20 protein-coding genes are annotated in these 18,632 nt (G+C 52.0%); 12 read left to right on the top strand and 8 right to left on the bottom strand.

Annotation, left to right across the window (positions count from 1 at the left end; all coding sequences use genetic code 11):
• Positions 1-105: 105 nt before the first annotated feature.
• Both J4E70_RS16195 and J4E70_RS16190 read right to left on the bottom strand, forming a co-directional pair.
• Positions 106-1,704: a KpsE/RkpR family capsule polysaccharide export protein gene (locus J4E70_RS16195; RefSeq protein WP_213890690.1), complete on the bottom strand. Its 1,599-nt coding sequence runs from the start codon at positions 1,702-1,704 to the stop codon at positions 106-108.
• Positions 1,682-2,341: an ABC transporter ATP-binding protein gene (locus J4E70_RS16190; protein ID WP_213890689.1), complete on the bottom strand. Its 660-nt coding sequence runs from the start codon at positions 2,339-2,341 to the stop codon at positions 1,682-1,684. Before J4E70_RS16190 ends, J4E70_RS16195 begins: the two co-directional genes overlap by 23 nt.
• A gap of 390 nt (positions 2,342-2,731) precedes the next feature.
• Here J4E70_RS16190 and J4E70_RS16185 point away from each other — a divergent pair, with 390 nt between their 5' ends.
• From J4E70_RS16185 to J4E70_RS16130, 12 genes are all read left to right on the top strand, one after another.
• A complete protein-coding gene (locus J4E70_RS16185) occupies positions 2,732-3,214 on the top strand; it encodes a Na+/H+ antiporter subunit E (protein ID WP_246531809.1) in 483 nt (160 codons plus the stop codon).
• Positions 3,211-3,507, top strand: a complete 297-nt coding sequence (locus tag J4E70_RS16180) for an MrpF/PhaF family protein (protein WP_246531808.1) — start codon at positions 3,211-3,213, stop codon at positions 3,505-3,507. Before J4E70_RS16185 ends, J4E70_RS16180 begins: the two co-directional genes overlap by 4 nt.
• Positions 3,504-3,869, top strand: a complete 366-nt coding sequence (mnhG, locus tag J4E70_RS16175) for a monovalent cation/H(+) antiporter subunit G (RefSeq protein ID WP_213890688.1) — start codon at positions 3,504-3,506, stop codon at positions 3,867-3,869. Before J4E70_RS16180 ends, mnhG begins: the two co-directional genes overlap by 4 nt.
• Positions 3,870-3,887: 18 nt before the next feature.
• Entirely contained in the window at positions 3,888-4,454 is a 567-nt protein-coding gene (locus tag J4E70_RS16170) for a DUF4040 domain-containing protein (protein ID WP_343229473.1), read from the top strand.
• The gene (locus J4E70_RS16165; protein ID WP_246531807.1) at positions 4,454-4,894 is read left to right on the top strand and encodes a Na(+)/H(+) antiporter subunit B; all 441 of its coding nucleotides are present in this window, start codon (positions 4,454-4,456) and stop codon (positions 4,892-4,894) included. The genes J4E70_RS16170 and J4E70_RS16165 overlap by 1 nt, the downstream gene beginning before the upstream one ends.
• The gene (locus tag J4E70_RS16160; protein ID WP_213890686.1) at positions 4,894-5,331 is read left to right on the top strand and encodes a cation:proton antiporter subunit C; all 438 of its coding nucleotides are present in this window, start codon (positions 4,894-4,896) and stop codon (positions 5,329-5,331) included. Before J4E70_RS16165 ends, J4E70_RS16160 begins: the two co-directional genes overlap by 1 nt.
• Positions 5,331-6,857, top strand: a complete 1,527-nt coding sequence (locus J4E70_RS16155) for a monovalent cation/H+ antiporter subunit D family protein (RefSeq protein WP_213890685.1) — start codon at positions 5,331-5,333, stop codon at positions 6,855-6,857. The genes J4E70_RS16160 and J4E70_RS16155 overlap by 1 nt, the downstream gene beginning before the upstream one ends.
• Before the next feature lie 12 nt (positions 6,858-6,869).
• Complete coding sequence (locus tag J4E70_RS16150) at positions 6,870-8,336, top strand: monovalent cation/H+ antiporter subunit D family protein (RefSeq protein WP_247078988.1); 1,467 nt, start codon at positions 6,870-6,872, stop codon at positions 8,334-8,336.
• A gap of 10 nt (positions 8,337-8,346) precedes the next feature.
• Positions 8,347-8,694, top strand: coding sequence for a hypothetical protein (locus J4E70_RS16145; RefSeq protein ID WP_213890684.1), 348 nt, complete (start codon positions 8,347-8,349; stop codon positions 8,692-8,694).
• Positions 8,687-10,384: a Na(+)/H(+) antiporter subunit D gene (locus J4E70_RS16140; RefSeq protein ID WP_213890683.1), complete on the top strand. Its 1,698-nt coding sequence runs from the start codon at positions 8,687-8,689 to the stop codon at positions 10,382-10,384. Before J4E70_RS16145 ends, J4E70_RS16140 begins: the two co-directional genes overlap by 8 nt.
• Before the next feature lie 111 nt (positions 10,385-10,495).
• Complete coding sequence (locus tag J4E70_RS16135) at positions 10,496-11,104, top strand: uracil-DNA glycosylase family protein (protein WP_213890682.1); 609 nt, start codon at positions 10,496-10,498, stop codon at positions 11,102-11,104.
• The gene (locus J4E70_RS16130; RefSeq protein ID WP_213890681.1) at positions 11,097-11,882 is read left to right on the top strand and encodes an SseB family protein; all 786 of its coding nucleotides are present in this window, start codon (positions 11,097-11,099) and stop codon (positions 11,880-11,882) included. Before J4E70_RS16135 ends, J4E70_RS16130 begins: the two co-directional genes overlap by 8 nt.
• A gap of 18 nt (positions 11,883-11,900) precedes the next feature.
• On the opposite strand, the gene J4E70_RS16125 is transcribed toward J4E70_RS16130, so the two are convergent.
• From J4E70_RS16125 to J4E70_RS16100, 6 genes are all read right to left on the bottom strand, one after another.
• Entirely contained in the window at positions 11,901-12,833 is a 933-nt protein-coding gene (locus J4E70_RS16125) for a 2-hydroxyacid dehydrogenase (RefSeq protein ID WP_213890680.1), read from the bottom strand.
• Positions 12,834-12,929: 96 nt separating this feature from the next.
• A complete protein-coding gene (gene rodA / locus J4E70_RS16120; protein ID WP_213890679.1) occupies positions 12,930-14,069 on the bottom strand; it encodes a rod shape-determining protein RodA in 1,140 nt (379 codons plus the stop codon).
• The gene (mrdA, locus tag J4E70_RS16115; RefSeq protein WP_213890678.1) at positions 14,066-15,985 is read right to left on the bottom strand and encodes a penicillin-binding protein 2; all 1,920 of its coding nucleotides are present in this window, start codon (positions 15,983-15,985) and stop codon (positions 14,066-14,068) included. The genes rodA and mrdA overlap by 4 nt, the downstream gene beginning before the upstream one ends.
• 12 nt (positions 15,986-15,997) lie before the next feature.
• Complete coding sequence (locus tag J4E70_RS16110; protein ID WP_247078994.1) at positions 15,998-16,510, bottom strand: rod shape-determining protein MreD; 513 nt, start codon at positions 16,508-16,510, stop codon at positions 15,998-16,000.
• A 4-nt stretch (positions 16,511-16,514) separates the two neighbouring features.
• On the bottom strand, positions 16,515-17,423 hold the full coding sequence (mreC, locus tag J4E70_RS16105) for a rod shape-determining protein MreC (RefSeq protein WP_213890676.1): 909 nt from the start codon (positions 17,421-17,423) through the stop codon (positions 16,515-16,517).
• Between the two features lie 23 nt (positions 17,424-17,446).
• Positions 17,447-18,487, bottom strand: a complete 1,041-nt coding sequence (locus tag J4E70_RS16100) for a rod shape-determining protein (RefSeq protein ID WP_213890675.1) — start codon at positions 18,485-18,487, stop codon at positions 17,447-17,449.
• Positions 18,488-18,632 lie beyond the last annotated feature (145 nt).

Raw genomic sequence — 18,632 nt, 5'->3', positions numbered from 1 at the left:
TGCCCGGATTTGAGGGTTTAATCCAAATACTGGTCCGCCCCAAAGGATAAGGGGTAGGGTGTTTGTATGTCAGGTTTGATACACCGTTTCAAACGCAGTTCCTTATCAGGACGTCACCTGCTCGCGGAGGATTGAGGCCGTGATGGAAACCATGAGGTATATGCCAGAAAAGATGAGAAACGCCAACAGCGTGTTCTCGAACTTGCGCGGGTAGGTGGCTTCATCGGGGGGAGTTGGGCTTACGCCGGTTGACAAGTATCGCGTCTGGCGGTTGGCCTCTATGCGCGCCGATTCAAGTTGTTGCAACGACTGCTGCATCATCAAGTTCCGGGTTTCAAGATCTGCCTGAGCCACGGCAAGCTGGCTTTGTACCTCTGCAAGCGAGGTGCCGTCTTTCGCGCCCTCTGTAAGCAACGAGCGCATCTCAGCGATCGCGTTTTCCAGATTTTCTATCCTCCGCTTTAACGGATCAACTCTGGCCGGGTTCGGGCGCGAGTTTGACATGAGCTCGATCAGCTGCAGTCGGTTTTGCGTCAATTCTGTTTCAAGTGTCGATATTTGCCCTGTCAGCAAACTGATTTCGACGTCACTGCTGATAACTTCGTAGTCCTGTTGCAGTTCGATGACCCTGCGCTGCGCCTGACCGCGTTTTGCCTCTGCATCTTCAAAACTCTCTCGTGCGCCGCGCATCTGATCTTCGCGAAGTCTTTGAGACAGGTTATCAACAATGCTTTCAGCATACCCAAGCAATGCCTCTGAAAAGGCTGCGCTGACTTCTGGGTCAGCTGCGGCAACCTCCATTTTTATAATGCCTTCAGTCGGGTCAAAGGAGATCACTACGTATTTACTGTAAACGCGATACGCTGCTTCGTTTGTCGCGTCTGGCGGTAAGCGAAGTATCGGGTCCAGATCTGGCTGGCTGAAATGTTCCTTAAAACCAAGCTCTTCATTCAGCCGCAGCATCGCGTCACGCGATTGAAGATAACTTTGGACTGTTATTGAGTCCTGAGAGGTCGCAAATTGTGGCCCCAATATACTGCCCAATCCAGTGGCGGAGGCTGATTCAGATTGCTGGATAACAAATTCAGATTTCGTAGCGTAAATCGGCGTTGCGATTTTGTAATAGTAATAACCTGCGATAAGTGTCGGCAATAAAACGAAAAATGCCAGGCGGGTCATTAACAGCGCCAGCTTCCGGCGACGCCGTCGCACAATATCCTGCTGGATCTTGCGAATTTCTCTGGCGCGCGTGTCTTCGTCTAAGACTTTGGTTGATGGGAGCTGTTGCTGACCTTGCTGAACGGTCTGTGGCAAGTTGTCCTGTGCTTGTTGTTGATTGCTTTCCGCAACAACCAATTCAAGCATATTTGACCGCTGGAAGGGGTCAATGCCGCGGGCACGTAACAGGCGTACGGCATCATAATCGGACGTCGCGGCGATGCCGTGTCGTTGAGCGACACGTCGCGCCATACGTAATTGCCGACCAGTAAGTCCTTCTTTCCTGATTTCGGCAAGCGCCTCTTCGCCAGAAACTTCTGCTGCGCTCGAAATTTCGCCTTGCATAACCTGTTGTTGTCCTGCTCCTGCGCCCATGTTTGGAGACGCTGAACCGTCTTGCGGGCTGGATTCCGGCGCGGTGTCGCCTCTTCCCAGCGAACCGGCGCGCCGGATGCGGAATTTTTTAGCCTTGGGTTTGGTAGTCATAAAGCTTTCTTGCCTCCTCCAAGGTGTCGAACATATAAATCCTGCCATCGCGCAGGACTGCTGCTGAACGGCAGAATTTTTCAAGTGTCTTAGCTTGATGCGACACGATCACGATCGTCGTGTTTGCAAGCCGGTCTTTTAGGATCGCACCTGCCTTTTTGTTGAACTCCACATCTGTTGTGCCTGGCATGCCTTCGTCTATCAGATAGATGTCAAAATCCAATGCCAGTAAAAGCGCAAAATTAAATCTTGAGCGCATCCCCGCACTGTACGTGCCAACAGGCATGTCAAAGTATTCTTTCAGGCCGCAAAGCCAACGACAGAATGCTTCAATATAATCGGGGTCCAGACCGTATAAACGTGCGATATAACGGGAATTTTCCTTAGCCGTGTGTTTGCCTACGACGCCCCCCATAAATCCAAGAGGGAAAGAAATTCGCGATGTTCGTGTTATGATGCCTTCGTCTGGCTTCTCAAGCCCTGCCATCATATTAATGAGCGTCGTTTTACCCGTTCCGTTAGGAGCAAGAATGCCGAGCGAATTTCCGATCTCGACACGAAAAGACGCGCGATCAAGTATTACCTTGCGCTGTGTCCCGGTCCAGAAGGACTTACTCACATCTACAAACTCGAGCATCACTCGCCTCAGCACTGCCTGATGGGGCCTGCTACCCTTAACGGATTATTGTTAACGACACCTGTAAGCGCCATGTTTGTTCGCATTATGTCCGATCTTCACAAAGATTTACACTGTAACCGTGAGTAAACCACCCTAAAAACCCGCAAAAACAGTCATAATGCATCAATTGTGAGAAAGAAGTTACAATTTATCCCCTCACAAGGTTTTGTAGGCCTTACAATGTGCAATCAGAGGTATATGGGTTTCCGTATTCCCGACTTTTTCAGATTGAATTTATTACCGATAGTTGCAATTTAATGAAACTGCCATTAGGCAAGAAAAGGCGAACGGGGCAGGATGTTTTTACACTTCTTGCGCAGCGGCGGTTAGACGTTGAAGGGGCGAAATTTGCGATTTTTAGGTTCTTTCGTGGTTTTGCTTGGCCTTTGGCTGCTGCTTTCGGGCATTTACCAACCCCTTATCGTCGGATTTGGCGTTGTTTCCGTCCTGATTGTCATCTTCGTTGTGAAGCGAATGGATGCGCTTGATGAAGACCGGGTTGCGTTGCGACTGAGCCCAGTTGAGGTTCTGAAATACATGCTTTGGCTTTTTGTCGAGATTGCAAAAGCGAATTGGGCCGTTACCAAAACAATCATGTCACCCCAAATGCCTTTGCGGCAGCATCTTTTTTCTGTGCAGAACACGCAGAAAAGCGATCTTGCACAGGTGATTTATGCAAGCTCAATTACACTGACGCCAGGGACAATCACCGTTGAAACGGAACCGGGGCATTTTCTTGTTCATGCTGTTGCCTATACGGACGAGGACATTGACGCCCTTGCCGATATGGATAGGCGTGTAAGCGCCATTGAAATGAGCGAAGCCCAATGATGTTTTCTGTCGCAACAATTGCAGTTTTTATGGCAATGGTTTTGGTTCTGTTCCGGTTGTTCGCTGGTCCGACGCTCTATGATCGTGTTCTTGCGGTGAATTCCTTTGGCACACATACGGTGCTGCTGATAGGGATCATGGGGTTTCTGTTTGGGCGGCCGGATTTTCTGGATATAGCGCTTCTCTACGCTCTTATTAACTTCGTTGGCACAATCGCAATCCTGAAATTTTTTCGTTACCGGGCAATCGGCGACCATCTTCATATTGAGCCCGAAGAGGAGCAGAGTTCATGAGTATCGGGGAGATTGTCGTCTCCGGCTTAAGCTGGTTCTTTATACTTTCAGGCTCATTCTTTGTGATCGTCGGCGCGTTTGGAACATGGCGGTTTCCTGATTTCTGGTCGCGCCTGCACGCGGCATCGATTACCGATTCAGCGGGCATGATTTTGCTTCTTGTTGGGATGTGCCTGCAGGCAGGTTTTACACTTGTGACCGTAAAGCTGATTATCATCGGTATATTTCTTTTTATCACTGGTCCGACTTCCACACATGCAGTTGCAAATGCGGCGCTTGTCTCAGGTCTTCGTCCCAAAGAGGCCGAAGGGCTTCGAGGTACAGAGCCAATGGTGAGCTCTGAACCCGATTCAAAAATTTAAACGCGCGGCAGGTGAGTTATCGAAACCTTTATTAACATTACGCTTTTCACGATGCTGGTTGCAACGGCAATTGCGATCGTACGCATGCAACGCCTGTTCGCAATTGCCATGCTATCGGGTGTATTCAGCCTGTTGTCGGCCCTGTTGTTTGTTGTGCTTGACGCGGTTGACGTTGCCTTTACCGAGGCCGCTGTTGGTGCCGGTATTTCTACAGTTCTGGTCCTTGGAACGCTGGCGCTTACGTCGCGCGTTGCCAAACACTCAACCCATTCACCTGCAATACCGTTACTTGTGGTTTTGGTTACGGGTGCGACACTGATGTACGGCACGCTTGATATGCCGAATTTCGGGTCGCCGGACGCACCAGCGCAAACCCATGTCTCGCCAGATTATCTGGAGCGTAGCCCACATGAGATTGGCGTTCCCAACGTCGTTACAGCAATTTTGGCGAGCTATCGGGGGTATGACACGCTTGGCGAGACAGCCGTGGTCTTTACCGCCGGAATCGGTGTTTTGCTTTTAATCAGCGGGTTGCATCGACGGCGCGAGGATGAAGACGAAGAAGAAGAAAGTGGGGAAAGCTGATGCGCCATCACCTTATCTTACGTGTCGTCACCAAACTTTTGGTCGGAACCATAATTCTTTTTGCCTTCTATGTTCAGTTTCACGGAGACTTTTCACCTGGTGGCGGGTTTCAGGCTGGTGTGATCATGGCGGTTGCCTTCATCCTCTACGGTGTTGTCTTCAGCTTGCGTAAGGCACAGAAGGTATTTCCGCCCTGGTTGGTGCACAAGTTGGTCGCGCTTGGTGTTCTGATTTACGCTGGTACCGGAATTGTTAGCCTGTTCCTTGGGTACGAATATCTCGACTACGGCGCATTTAGCCCACATCACCCCGAGCATGGCCAGCATTATGGAATTCTGATCGTTGAATTGGGTGTCGGTATTACCGTGACCGGTGTGATGGTCGCAGTTTATTACGCATTTGCAGCGCGCCCCCCCCGTATCAGCGACGAGGAATGGTAATGAACGGAGAATTCACCTGGGATTTTATCGTCGGACACATGAACTATTGGCTGTTTATCGTGTTGATGATGACCGGGCTTTATATTGTTGTTGCCAAAGGTAATCTGGTGAAAAAGATCGTTGGGCTGAACATTTTCCAGACCTCCGTCTTCATGCTTTACATTTCGATGGGGAAAGTGACAGGTGGAACCGCCCCAATTTTCCCGGCAGACATGATTATTGACCCGGATGTAGTGTATTCGAACCCGCTGCCGCATGTTCTGATCCTGACGGCAATTGTTGTTGGCATTGCGACAACGTCTTTGGGTTTGGCGCTTATCGTCCGTATCCGGGAAGAGTTTGGCACGATCGAAGAGCACGAAATTCTGGAGATTGAGAAAGCGATCGCCGCTGCCGAAAACAAACTCCACGGCGAAGCGATGGGCGGGCGCGCATAATGGCAACTGAAACGACCCATCACGTTGCGATGACGCTGTCAGATCATCTGCCTGTGCTTGCAATCCTCGTGCCGTTTGTTGCAGCACCTTTGTGTGTATTACTCGGCAGTCGTAGCCTGACGTGGCCAATCACCTTTCTGGCAAGTGCAGCGTCTTTCGTAACTTCATTTCTGCTACTGCTCAGCGTCATCGACGGTGGCTTTATTTCGTATCATATTGGTGGCTGGGCGCCACCGCTTGGGATTGAGTACCGGGTTGATGCCGCGAATGCTTTCGTTTTGTTTCTTGTGACGGGGATCAGCACGATTGTGCTGCCATACGCGCGGGAAAGCGTGAAATCCGAAATACCTGAGCGCCATCACACGTTGTTTTACGCCTGCTTTCTGTTGTGTTTAACAGGTTTGCTTGGTGTTGCCGTTACAGGCGATGCATTCAACGTCTTTGTGTTTCTCGAGATTTCATCGCTCTCAACCTATGTTCTTATTGCACAGGGATCTTACCGGGATCGGCGCGCGCTGACCGCTGCATATGATTACCTGATCATGGGCACAATTGGTGCGACGTTCTTTGTGATTGGCCTTGGTATGCTTTACATGGCGACCGGGACGCTCAACATGGCTGATCTGGCTGATCGTATCGCGGATCAGGGTGCCAACCGGACAGTGCGTGCAGCATTCGCCTTTATTGTTGTCGGCATCGGACTCAAGGTTGCCATTTACCCGCTGCATCTGTGGTTGCCGAACGCTTACACATACGCACCCTCCGCTGTTACCGCTTTTCTTGCAGCCACGGCAACCAAGGTCGCTGTTTATGTTTTAATGCGGTTCCTGTTCTCGGTCTTTCAGCCAAGCTTTTTGTTCGAAGTGAACACGCTTGAATTCATGATTATCCCCTTTGCGATCCTCGCGATGTTTGCTGCGTCTTTCATTGCAATATTCCAGACGGATCTGAAACGGTTGCTTGCCTATTCCAGTATCGCCCAGATTGGCTACATGCTACTTGGCATTGGCCTGCTGAACGAATCCGGTGTCGCAGCAGCGGTTGCGCATCTGTTTAACCACGGGATCACCAAGGCGGTGCTGTTCATGGGGGTAGGGGCGCTGGTTTTGCGATCCGGTGGATCGTTCTTCGACAGGATCGAAGGTATGGGCAAGCTGATGCCCTGGACAAGTGCCGCAATTGTTATTGGCGGGCTCAGCCTTATCGGGGTGCCGGGAACCGCTGGATTCCTTAGCAAGTGGCTGTTGGTGCAGGGTGCTCTTGAAAAGGGCTGGTGGCCAATTGCAATTCTGGTCGTATTGTCGTCGCTTCTGGCGGTTATTTATGTCTGGCGTATTGTTGAGGCGATGTACCTGAGATCACCGGCCTCTGACATTGAAGCCAAAGAAGCACCTCTTTCGATGCTTGTCCCGATCTGGATTATGGCGATTGCCTGTATCTATTTCGGATTTGCAACTGATATCACTTTAACTGCGTCTCATACGGCGGCCCAAGGTCTGCTGGCTGGGCCAGTCGGTTTGCATTAGGTAGGGCGACAGGTGGAAACAAATACAGCCATATTGCTGACAATGCTGATCCCCGCGCTTGCGACGGTTACAAATATTGTGTTTCGCAAACAACCGAACCTGCGTGACGGCATTACGCTAGCGGCTGCAGTCGCAACATTCCTTACGGTGCTGACGATACTCAGCAATGTCGGAAACGGAACGACTGAACCGCTCGTGTTATTCGAAATTTTGCCGGGGATCGATATTGCGTTCAATGTTGAGCCGCTTGGCCTGCTGTTTGCCATTGTTGCATCCGGTTTGTGGATACTGACCCACATCTATGGCATCGGCTATATGCGTGGAAACAACGAAAGCCACCATGCAAGGTTCTTTGCCTGTTTTTCTTTCGCAATTTCATCCGTTATGGGCATCGCTTTTGCGTCGAACATGTTCACGCTGTTCCTGTTTTACGAGCTGCTGACGCTGTCGACCTATCCGCTGGTCGCCCACAAAGGCACCGAAGAGGCGATCCGCGGCGCACGTACGTATCTTGGCATTCTGATCGGCACCTCAATCGGGCTGCAACTGGTTGCCGTGATCTGGACTTATGCAATCACCGGAACGCTTGATTTCACCAAAGGTGGTATTCTTGAAGGCCATATATCCGGGCCGATGGTTGCCATTCTGCTTGCGCTTTACGCCTTCGGTATTGGCAAAGCTGCCTTGATGCCATTCCATCGCTGGCTGCCCGCAGCGATGGTCGCGCCAACTCCTGTCAGCGCTTTGCTTCACGCCGTTGCTGTTGTGAAAGCAGGTGTGTTCACCATGCTTAAGGTTGGTATCTATATCTTTGGCATCGATTTCCTGGCGGAAACAGGTGCGTCTGAGTGGTTGATGTGGCTGGCGGCCTTCTCGATCATTGCAGCTTCTGTTGTTGCAATGACGAAAGATAATCTCAAGGCAAGGCTCGCTTACTCCACGGTCAGCCAACTGTCCTACATTACGCTTGGCATGGCGCTGGCAACCTCGATGGGTGCGCTTGGTGGCGGGATGCATATCGCGATGCACGCGATGGGCAAGATCACGCTCTTTATGTGCGCAGGCTCGATCTACGTTGCGACACACAAAACAAATATCAGCCAGATGACGGGGCTTGGGCGCATCATGCCGATCACCTTCGGCGCATTTCTGATCGGGGCGCTTTCTATTATCGGCCTCCCACCGCTGGGTGGATCATGGAGCAAGTGGTTGCTGATCGTCGGGGCTGCAGACACGGGGCAGTGGGTGATGATAGGGGTTCTGATGGCGAGTTCGTTGTTAAACGTTGCCTATCTGTTACCGTTGGTTGGGCGCGGGTTTTTCCTAAGTGATCCGGATGCCGAACCAATAGAAGGAATGGCAGAGTCACCCCTTCTGGTCTGGCTGCCTCCGGCAATAACTGCCATTGGTTGTATTGTGCTGTTTTTCTTCGCTGGCGATTTGCAGGATTTCTTGTCGCCCATTGTTGTACCGAACTAGGGAACTGCGAATGAGCATCGATCAGAACGATAAGCCCGAAGACCTGCCGACACTCGGTCGCGCGCTGCTGTGGCTCGACACGAAGAAGAATGTCGATCGGATCGTCTATGGGCTGTACATAGTCTGCGCAATTCTCTTCACCGCAGACTTTCTGTACCATAAACACGTATACCTCGGTGTGGAGGAGTTTCCGGGTTTTTACGCGCTTTACGGATTCTTCATGTGCGCAGCACTTGTAATCAGCGCCAAAATCATGCGTTTATTTCTGAAGAGGCCCGAGGATTACTACGCGCCCTATGATGTGGAATCCGAAAAGTATCCGGAAGATCAGCTGGAGAGGAAAACTCACGATGGCTGAAACCTTCCCAATTGCTTTTCTTTTCTTCGCGGGCGCAGCTGGACTTCTGGCTTTGCCCAAAGGTCATGCCCGTGCAGCATTGCTGTTGGCCGTTCCTGTTGTTGCGTGTCTCTTCGTGTGGTCATTGCCGGAAGGCAACTTGTGGACCGTACGCTTTTTCAATCTTGATCTGGAATTTATGCGCGTTGATCGCCTATCGCGTATCTTTGCGTTGATTTTCACAATCGCAGCATTCCTCGGCAATCTTTATGCTTGGCATGTTCGCGATACGGTTCAGCAACTCGCGGCGCTTTTGTATGCGGGCTCGGCTATCGGCGCGGTTTTTGCGGGCGACCTGATCACGCTCTTCTTTTATTGGGAGGGCACTGCAATCACGTCCGTCTTCCTGATCTGGGCGCGTCGCACAGAAGGTGCCTATCACACCGGTGTAAGATACCTGATCGTGCAGGTCGGTTCAGGTGTTCTTCTGCTGGCGGGGGCGGCGCTTTTTTATCGAGAGAGCGGATCTATCGCATTCGATAAAATGACCCTTGGTTCAATTGGGACATGGCTTATTTTTCTGGCTTTCGGAATTAAATGCGCTTTCCCGTTGCTGCACAACTGGCTTCAGGACGCTTATCCGGCAGCTACTGTTACCGGAACCGTGGTCCTTTCAGCCTTTACCACCAAGCTTGCAGTTTATGCTTTGGCTCGCGGCTTTCCGGGGACCGAGATGCTCATTTATATCGGCGCGGTCATGACGCTGTTTCCAATTTTCTTTGCTGTAATCGAAAACGATCTTCGTCGGGTGTTGGCGTATAGTCTGAATAACCAGCTCGGTTTTATGGTGGTGGGTATTGGAATCGGCACTGAACTCTCGCTCAATGGTACTGCAGCGCATGCCTTCGCGCATATTCTCTACAAAGCCCTTCTTTTCATGAGCGTTGGGGCTGTGCTGTTCCGTACCGGCACTGCCAAAGGATCTGAACTTGGGGGGCTATATAAGACAATGCCGCTTACCATGATCTTTTGTGTGATCGGGGCTGCATCGATCTCGGCGTTCCCGCTTTTTTCAGGTTTTATTTCTAAATCACTTATCCTGTCAGCTGCGTCGCACGACGGATATTACATCGTATGGGCGATCTTGCTCTTTGCTTCGGCTGGTGTGTTCCACCATTCCGGCATCAAGATTCCGTATTTTGCTTTTTTCGCTCATGATAGCGGACTACGTCCGAAAGAGGCTCCACTGCACATGCTGCTTGCTATGGGCCTCACTGCGTTTTTATGCGTTGCCATTGGCGTGTTTCCGGGGCCACTTTATGCGCTGTTGCCTTTTGATGTGGACTACGTGCCCTACACAACGACCCATGTCGTCACCCAACTGCAGCTTCTGTTCTTTTCTGCACTGGCTTTCACGGTACTGATGCGGACTGGTATCTATCCGCCAGAATTAAAATCGGTCAATCTTGATACGGACTGGACCTACAGGCGCTTGATGCCAGTTTTAATTGGCAGTGTTTCAGGTGTTCTTTCAAAGGTATGGGCGGCGCAATCAAACTTTACTCAAACCAGGATCAGGGCTGTGATTGCGCGTCTCTATCATTCTCACGGGCCAGAAGGACGAATGGCGCAGTCGTGGCCGACAGGGTCCATGGTTATATGGATTGCGGTATTACTTGGGTTCACGCTGATTGTGAACTTTTTGAGCTAACGCAACGCGATACAACTGCTAAACCCTTATCACAGCGTCGTTCGCTGGAAATTGATTTTCCGGCATTGCTATGCGATTGCGGCAATGCTTTGCGCTCGTTACATTCTCTGGATGACTGATGATCTTGCCCGTTTGCAATTTGAAATATCGACTTGCCAGCTTTGTGCTCAGCGTTTCTCTGCAACAGAAACGCAGCATCGACCTAACCCTGTTGTCTGGTTTGACGCGGCACCCCGCATTCTGATCGTAGGTCAGGCGCCGGGCGCGCGCGTCCATCTTTCAAATATTCCATTTTCAGACCCGTCCGGGGACCGCTTGCGCAACTGGCTGGGTGTAACGGATGAAGAATTTTATGATCGTTCGCGCGTATCGATTTTGCCAATGGCTTTCTGTTTTCCGGGGTACAACGCGAAAGGCTCAGATTTGCCGCCGCCAAAGCTTTGCGCAGAAACCTGGCGCAGCAGGGTGATGAACCTTTTTGGAGAAGTTCCTCTAATCCTTGCGATCGGGGGGTATGCACAAAAATGGCATTTGGGTACGGCTGCGAACAACGGCGTAACTGCGACAGTTTCGACGTGGCAGGACTATGCACCTGCCGTCTTTCCCTTGCCCCATCCGTCCTGGCGCAATACTGGTTGGCTCAAGAAAAACCCATGGTTTGAGGCAGAGCTGATACCGGCTCTCAGAACCCGAGTACGAAAAGTGTTAGATGATGACTGAGAAGACCCCTTTGGACGCTGCCCATATCGCAATGGAAGCAGACAAGACCAACGATGTGGCGCGCCTGAAGTTCTTTGAACGTCTGGCAGACAGTGAACTTTTCCTGTTGTTGAAAAAAGAGCCAAGCGATGATCAGATTCTTCCAGAAATCTTCGAAGTCGAAGATGCCCATTTTGTGCTGGTCTTTGACCGCGAAGCGCGGCTTTCGGAATTTGCAGAGGGTATTGCACCCTATGCGGTTTTGTCCGGACGTGCGGTTGTGGAGATGCTTGAGGGGCAGGGGGTAGGTTTGGGGGTAAACCTTGGTGTCGCCCCGTCGTCAATTCTGATCCCACCTGGTGCCGTTAGCTGGCTGAGCGAAACGCTGAGCCAAAAGCCAGAGGAAGTCTCTGAAAGACCGGAGTCGCTTGAACCACCCAAGGGGCTTCCGGAAAACCTGATAGTTGCGCTTGATACGAAACTTGCGACAGCAGTTGGGCTTGCTACTTCTGCCTATCTGGTTGCCGTTGTCTATGAGGACGGTCGACGCGGGCATATGCTTGGCTATATTGATCCGGTGCCGGGGGCGGAAACTGCGCTTGCTCAGGCGACAGGTGAGGCTCTGACGTTTAGTGGGGTAGAGGCTGGAGTTATTGACGTAGCCTTCTTTCGAGCGTCAGACCCGCTATGCGCTCAGTTGGCGCGTGTCGGGTTGCGGTTCGACCTGCTAGAACCGGTCAAGACCGAGACGCCCAAAGCCCCGGGAACGGACCCCAAAAAGCCACCGATCCTTTGGTGAACGTGCTTTTTGCACAGGCTAGTATCCAGCGGTCCTGTTAACCAGATGCAGATACGGCAAACCTGCTTCGCCACGGCGTATGTTTTCTGCGATGACCTGACTGGCGGTATCGCTGCGCGTTTCTGAGGCGATGTGCGGGGTAACGGTAACGTTCGGATGTGCCCAGTATGGATGGTCAGCAGGCAAGGGTTCGATACGGAATACATCTAACGTTGCATGGCCGGTTTGCCCGCTATCAAGTGCGGCAAGCAACGCGTCATCATTAATCAGCGGGCCGCGGCCAGGGTTGATAATCTTAGCGCCTTTTGGCATGAGTGCCAGCGTTTCTATATTTAAGATATTCTCGGTTTCCGGGGTTTTGGGAAGCAAGAGAACAAGAATTTCAGAGGACCGCAGAACAGTTTTCAGACCCTCTTCGCCACTGTGGCACGTGATATTATCAAGCTGTTTTTTACTTTTGCTCCAGCCAAGGACATTGAAGTTGAGTGCTGAAAGGGCCTCTCCACAGGCTTGCCCCAATGCACCAAGCCCAAGAATGCCAACAGTTCTGGTTCGCGCGAGCGGTGGAACATAGTCGCGCCAAACTCCGTCCTGGCCATGAATATGCAGGTCCATCCCTAAATGGTGCCGTAGAACATGGCCTGTTACCCATTCGACCATGCCTTCGCTTAGCCCGCTGTCAACCATCCGGGCCAGCGGAATTTTCAATGTTGGATTGCCGACAACATCCTCAACCCCAGCCCAGAGGCTCAAGACGGCCTTTGCCCGGCTGAATGGCGAAAAATCTTTAAGCGGTCCGTTTGGAGCGTAGACAATATAATCAATGATCGAGGGGTCGTCGCATTTGTCTGACAGAGAGTAGCTTAGCCCTTTTTCATCCAGCGCCTTGCGGAGGGGAGCCTCATATTCATCCCATCGCACGTCTTTTGCCGCAAAATAGATATGGATCATCGTATGAAACCCCGCGTCTTAAGTTATCCGTTACTTGTCGCACCAACGATCTAACGTGAGAAAGAAGCAGGGACCAGCGTGAAGTCGCGTCAAACATTAGCGAGGCCTGTGGACATGTGCGCTTTGGACGAGACCAAAAGCCACAAGAATAACAAGCATGGCAGAACCGCCATAAGACACGAGAGGCAAAGGCACACCAACAACAGGTGCGAGCCCCATAACCATGGACATGTTCACCGCGAAGAACAAAAAGAAAGTCGCCGCTATTCCCAGCGTAAGCAGAGAGGAAAACCGATCCTTATTGCGAAGCGCAGAAACAACACAAAAGAAGATTATCAGTGTATAGAGCGTGAGCAGTGAAACCCCGCCCACAAAGCCGAACTCTTCGGCGAGTGTCGTGAAAATAAAGTCTGTATGTTTTTCGGGCAAAAAGTTCAGCCGACTTTGCGTACCCTGCATGAAGCCGCGCCCGGTCCACCCGCCAGACCCAAGCGCGATCTTGGATTGCGTAATATGGTAACCCGCCCCTAGCGGGTCGCTTGAAGGATCAAGAAAGGTATCAATCCGGCGATACTGATAGTCTTTCAGGAATTGCCATTCCGTCCCACGCAGTTTGAAAACAGCTGTTATCGCGCCAACGCCGCTCGCAACGACGCCTGCAAAATAGTACCAGCTGACACCGGCAAGAAACATAATGATCCCCCCACCTGCTACCAAAAGGATGGCTGTTCCGAGATCAGGTTGGCGTAACACAAGGTAGGTTGGGACAAGGATCAGCAATATTGGGATGATTACCCAAAAGGGTCGGGATGTTTTCTTGACGTCAAGCCAGTCGTAGTAGGCAGCGAGGATCATCACTAGTGTAAATTTCGTTAATTCCGAAGGTTGCAGGCGCATGAAACCGAGGTCGATCCAGCGCTGAGCCCCCATGCCAACGGCACCAAACAGCTCTACCAGCAGCAAGAGCGCGAGCGAGCCAAGATATGCGACGCCAGCCATGTTGCGCCAAAACCAGATCGGGACCATTGCAACGAGGAACATCAAGACCATTCCAAGAGCAAACCGTTTCATCTGCGGTTCGACCCAAGGTGTCAAAGAGCCACCTGCAACAGAGAACAGCATCAGGAAACCAACACAGCTCACGGCCGTCAGCAGCAGGATCACAGGCCAGTTCAAGTGAAAAATCTTGCTTAGCCCGGTTGGCGCTGTCTTTAGGTTGTACTCCAGATAACTCATGCCTGATCTTTTCCGTCCTCGGCAGAACTGGGGTTGCGAAGCGGAAGTTCACGTTGCATCTCGCGTATTCGCTCGTGGTCTGCGGCGGGATAAGCTGCCAGAGGTGGTAATCCTCCGTAGAGCGCCTGCAGAACAATATCACGCGCGACAGGGGCTGCTGCTTTGGAACCGCCGCCGCCATGTTCCACCACAACAGATACCGCGATTTTTGGCGCATCAAATGGCGCGAAACATACGAACAAAGCGTGGTCGCGCTGCTCCCAGGGAACATCCTGATTTCGAACAACAGCACTGCGGACCTGGCTGGTGCCGGTTTTGCCGGCCATCCGAAATGCATCTTCAACGATACGTGACCTGAACGCGGTTCCACGCCGACTGTTAGAAACATCAAACATCGCGCGCCGTACCTGACGCAGCAGGTTTTCATTCAGACCCAAAGGCGTTCCGGCGTGGCTGGGTTGCTCAACACCATTGATTGATTTTACAAGCCTGGGCGTCACTGTCCTGCCAGTCGCCAAACGCGCTGCCATGATTGAAAGCTGTAGGGGCGAGGCCAACACAAACCCCTGTCCAATTGCTGCGTTCAGTGTATCGCCAACCTGCCATCCTTCGCCGTGTCGCTCTCTTTTCCAGTCCTTTGTCGGGGCAAGCCCCTGGGCAACAGCTGACATAGGCAGGTCGTGCCGTTCGCCGAGACCAAGAAGCCTTGCCATTGCCGAAATTTTTTCAATTCCAACACGCTGGGCAAGCTCGTAATAGTAGACGTCGCAAGATCGCATCAAGCTGTCGTGAAGGTTTACATTGCCATGTCCACCCCGCTTCCAGCAATGAAAACGGCGGCCACCGAGGTAGGTGTACCCAGGGCAGTAAACTGTATCTTCCGGCGACACTACGCCGTCGTGAAGTGCGGCGAGCGCAGTGACCATTTTAAACGTTGAACCCGGCGGGTAGGTACCCTGAACTGCCTTGCCTGCCAGTGGGCGGTATTTGTTTTCAGTCAACTCCGAATAGTCGGCGACGGAAATCCCACGAACGAATTTATTCGGATCGAACGACGGTGAAGATGCGATTGCAAGCAGGTCGCCCGTTTCCGTGTCAATGACAGATGCGGCAGCACTTTCGCCCGCAAGGCGCGCCTGTATGAAATTCTGCAAATCAGCGTCCACCGAAAGCTGGATATTCGCACCGGGTTCACCATCTATCCGGTCAAGTTCACGCATGACGCGGCCAGTTGCATTGACCTCAATACGGCGATGACCGGCTTTGCCGCGCAGTTCGTGTTCGAGTTTCGCCTCAACACCCGATTTGCCAATTTGAAATTTGGGAATCTGTAACAGCGGATCGGGGTCGTTCAACCGTTCAAGATCATAGTCGCTGACAGGTCCGACATAGCCCACAACATGGGCAAAATCCTGACCACGCGGGTAGCCCCGCGACAAACCAACCTCGGGCGTTACGCCGGGCAGGGCGGGTGCATTTACTGCAACGGCAGAGATATCTTCCCATCGCAGACGATCTGCAACAGTTACCGGTACAAAAGGGCTTCGGCGATAAATCTCGCGCGTGGCACGCTCAAGATCCTCTGCGGTAAGAGGCACAAGTTGCGCAAGGCGTGCAAGAACTTCTTCCACATCGCCTGCATCTTCACGCACCAGAACAATTTTGTAATTTTGTTCGTTAGCGGCCAGCAACGCGCCGTTGCGGTCGAACATCAGGCCTCTGGCCGGAGGCAACAGGCGCACGTTAATCCGGTTTTCTTCGGCCAACATGCGAAACTGGTCGGCCTGATCAACCTGCAAATACCGCATTCTGAGGCCGAGTGCACCGACAAAGGCCAATTGCGCCCCACCCATAATCAGACCACGCCGCGAAATCTTTCGCGAACTGAACTCTGAATCTTTAGCGGTGCGTTTCATCGAATTATGTCTCTATCTGTTCAGTTCTGCCGGGGTGATTTTCGAAACGCCAAGAGCGTATTTTGAGAATAGCACAGTCAAGGGATAGGCCAAACTGGTTGCAAGAAATTGCAGGATTGAAAGACCGAGAACGGGTGGATCAACCATCAGGATCAACAGGATCAGTCGGTTGCCAAGCAAAACACCCGCGATGACGACGGTTACAACTGCCCATTCCAAAAGAAATGGAAATTCACGAATGAAATGACTGCGCGCGCGCAAAAATTCGGTTCCCAATACAGCGAGCGCGGCCATTAACCCTGGTGGTCGCAAGAAAAACATATCCGAAATCAGAAAGACGATCCCAACCGAAAGCGCCGGAAGGTAGTCAGGCCGCCGCACCACCCAGCAGAATGATAAACAGATCAGCAGATCAGGCGCAGACCATTGGGTCGGAATAGTCTGCATCGGCAGAAGGTGGAAAAAAATAATGATGGCACAAAGACCCAGGAAAGCGACCCGATGGACCCAAATACGAGATGTCACCGGGTTAATCACTGGCTTCGACCCCGGTTGTTTCTGTTGTGTTTTCGGTGGTGGCAGGTGGTGCCAGCAAACCACCCGGGTCATGTATCTGTTCATGATCACGGCTGCGCAGAACACGTAAAAACTCAAGGCGCTCATAATCAGCTGCCAGTCGCACCCGCAATCGGCCATCTGTTCCAAGCGCGACTTGCCCCACAAGCAATCCGGCGGGAAAGACACCTCCGTCGCCGGAAGACACAACCCTGTCGCCGGGGCGTATGAGTTCCGGGTTTTCCAATAGTTCAAGGGGCGGTGCTGCGGTGTTGTCTCCTGTTAAAAGCGCGCGCTGGCCCGTTGGTTGGATCGCAACCGGGATTCGGCTGTTTGAATCTGTAAGCAAGATCACCCGGGCGGTGTTACGTCCGACACCCGAGATACGCCCGACAATTCCAATTCCGTCCATTGTTGCCCAGCCGTCTTTGATGCCGTCGCGTTTCCCAACATTCACCAACACGGATTGGCGAAAGGGTGACCCGCTGTCTGCAATCACAACTCCGGTAACATAAGTCAAAAGTGGGTCCAGCCGGACATTGTTCAGGTCAAGCAATCTCGCATTCTTTTGTTCTAACTGGAGCGCGGCCTCTTTCCATGCTTTCATCTGCTGGAGTTCGCGGCGCAGTTCCTGATTTTGTTCATAAATCCGTTGGTAACTCTGAAAGTCTGAAAACATCGATGTCGCGGCTGTTACAGGGCGCAACGCCCAATCAAAACTTGGCATAACCCTGTCGACCAGATTGGCACGAAATCGTTCGACCCGCGGGCTATCAACCCTCCAGAGTAAAAACAGACCGATAAGAACGAAAATCAGCAGACCGACCAGGATACGTCTGACCGGGCGGACGTATTCGTCGCCTGAATTTCTGTCCTTTGCCACGGCAATTCTCCGTGTCGCCTCATTCAGCTATCGTAATCGATCACATGGCGCAGCTGTTTTTCATACTCGAGTGCCTTGCCTGTTCCAAGCGCCACACAATTCAGAGATTCATCTGCGACCGAGATTGCAAGCCCGGTCTGTTCGCGCAAAGCCAAATCAAGTTCACCAAGTAATGCGCCACCACCGGTGAGCATAACGCCTCTGTCAACGATATCCGCCGCCAGATCAGGAGGCGTGGCCTCGAGCGCGATCATCACAGCCTCACAAATCTGCTGGACGGGTTCGGCCAGTGCTTCGGCGACCTGCGCCTGATTGATCTCGATTTCTTTTGGCACACCATTCAGCAAATCGCGTCCGCGAATTTGCATGGAGGCACCCCGCCCGTCATCCGGCATCCGTGCGGTCCCGATAGAGGTCTTGATGCGTTCGGCAGTGGATTCACCAATCAGAAGGTTTTGCTGACGGCGTAGGTAATTCACAATTGCCTCATCCATCCTGTCGCCACCGACACGCACGGAGCGGGCATAAACGATATCGCCAAGCGAAAGCACCGCAACTTCGGTTGTGCCGCCACCGATATCAACAACCATATTCCCGGTCGGGTCAGTGATGGGCATACCAGCGCCAATCGCAGCCGCAATCGGCTCAGCAATCAACCCCGCGCGGCGTGCGCCCGCAGACATAACTGACTGTCGGATGGCGCGCTTTTCAACGGGGGTCGCGCCATGTGGGACGCAGACGATAATTTTTGGTTTTGAAAACGTTGTTCGCTTGTGAACTTTCCGAATGAAATGTTTGATCATTTCCTCGGCTGTGTCAAAATCGGCAATCACGCCTTCGCGCATCGGCCGGATTGCCTGAATGCTGCCCGGAGTACGGCCCAACATAAGTTTAGCGTCTTCGCCGACCGCTAAAACTTTCTTAACACCATCCTTGATGTGGTAGGCGACCACAGAAGGTTCTGAAAGGACGACACCCTTGCCTTTCACGTAAACCAACGTATTGGCCGTGCCGAGGTCAATTGCCATATCGGAGGAAAAAAGGCCTCTGAGAAAATCTACCATTTTGTTTCGCAAACCTTCTAAATACAAAAATACGGTACAAGACTCATAGCCTCTTGATTGCTAAGACTTATGGGCTTTGCGTCGTCTACAGTAAAGGGGACTATACACAGAATACTGCGCAAAATCCTGCTGATTTCTGACTTTT

The sequence above is a fragment of the Pseudohalocynthiibacter aestuariivivens genome, from assembly GCF_018457175.1.
GTDB classification, from domain to species: domain Bacteria; phylum Pseudomonadota; class Alphaproteobacteria; order Rhodobacterales; family Rhodobacteraceae; genus Pseudohalocynthiibacter; species Pseudohalocynthiibacter aestuariivivens.
The sequence above is the reverse complement of the archived record's forward strand: the minus strand, read 5'-3'. Positions and strand labels throughout refer to the sequence as shown.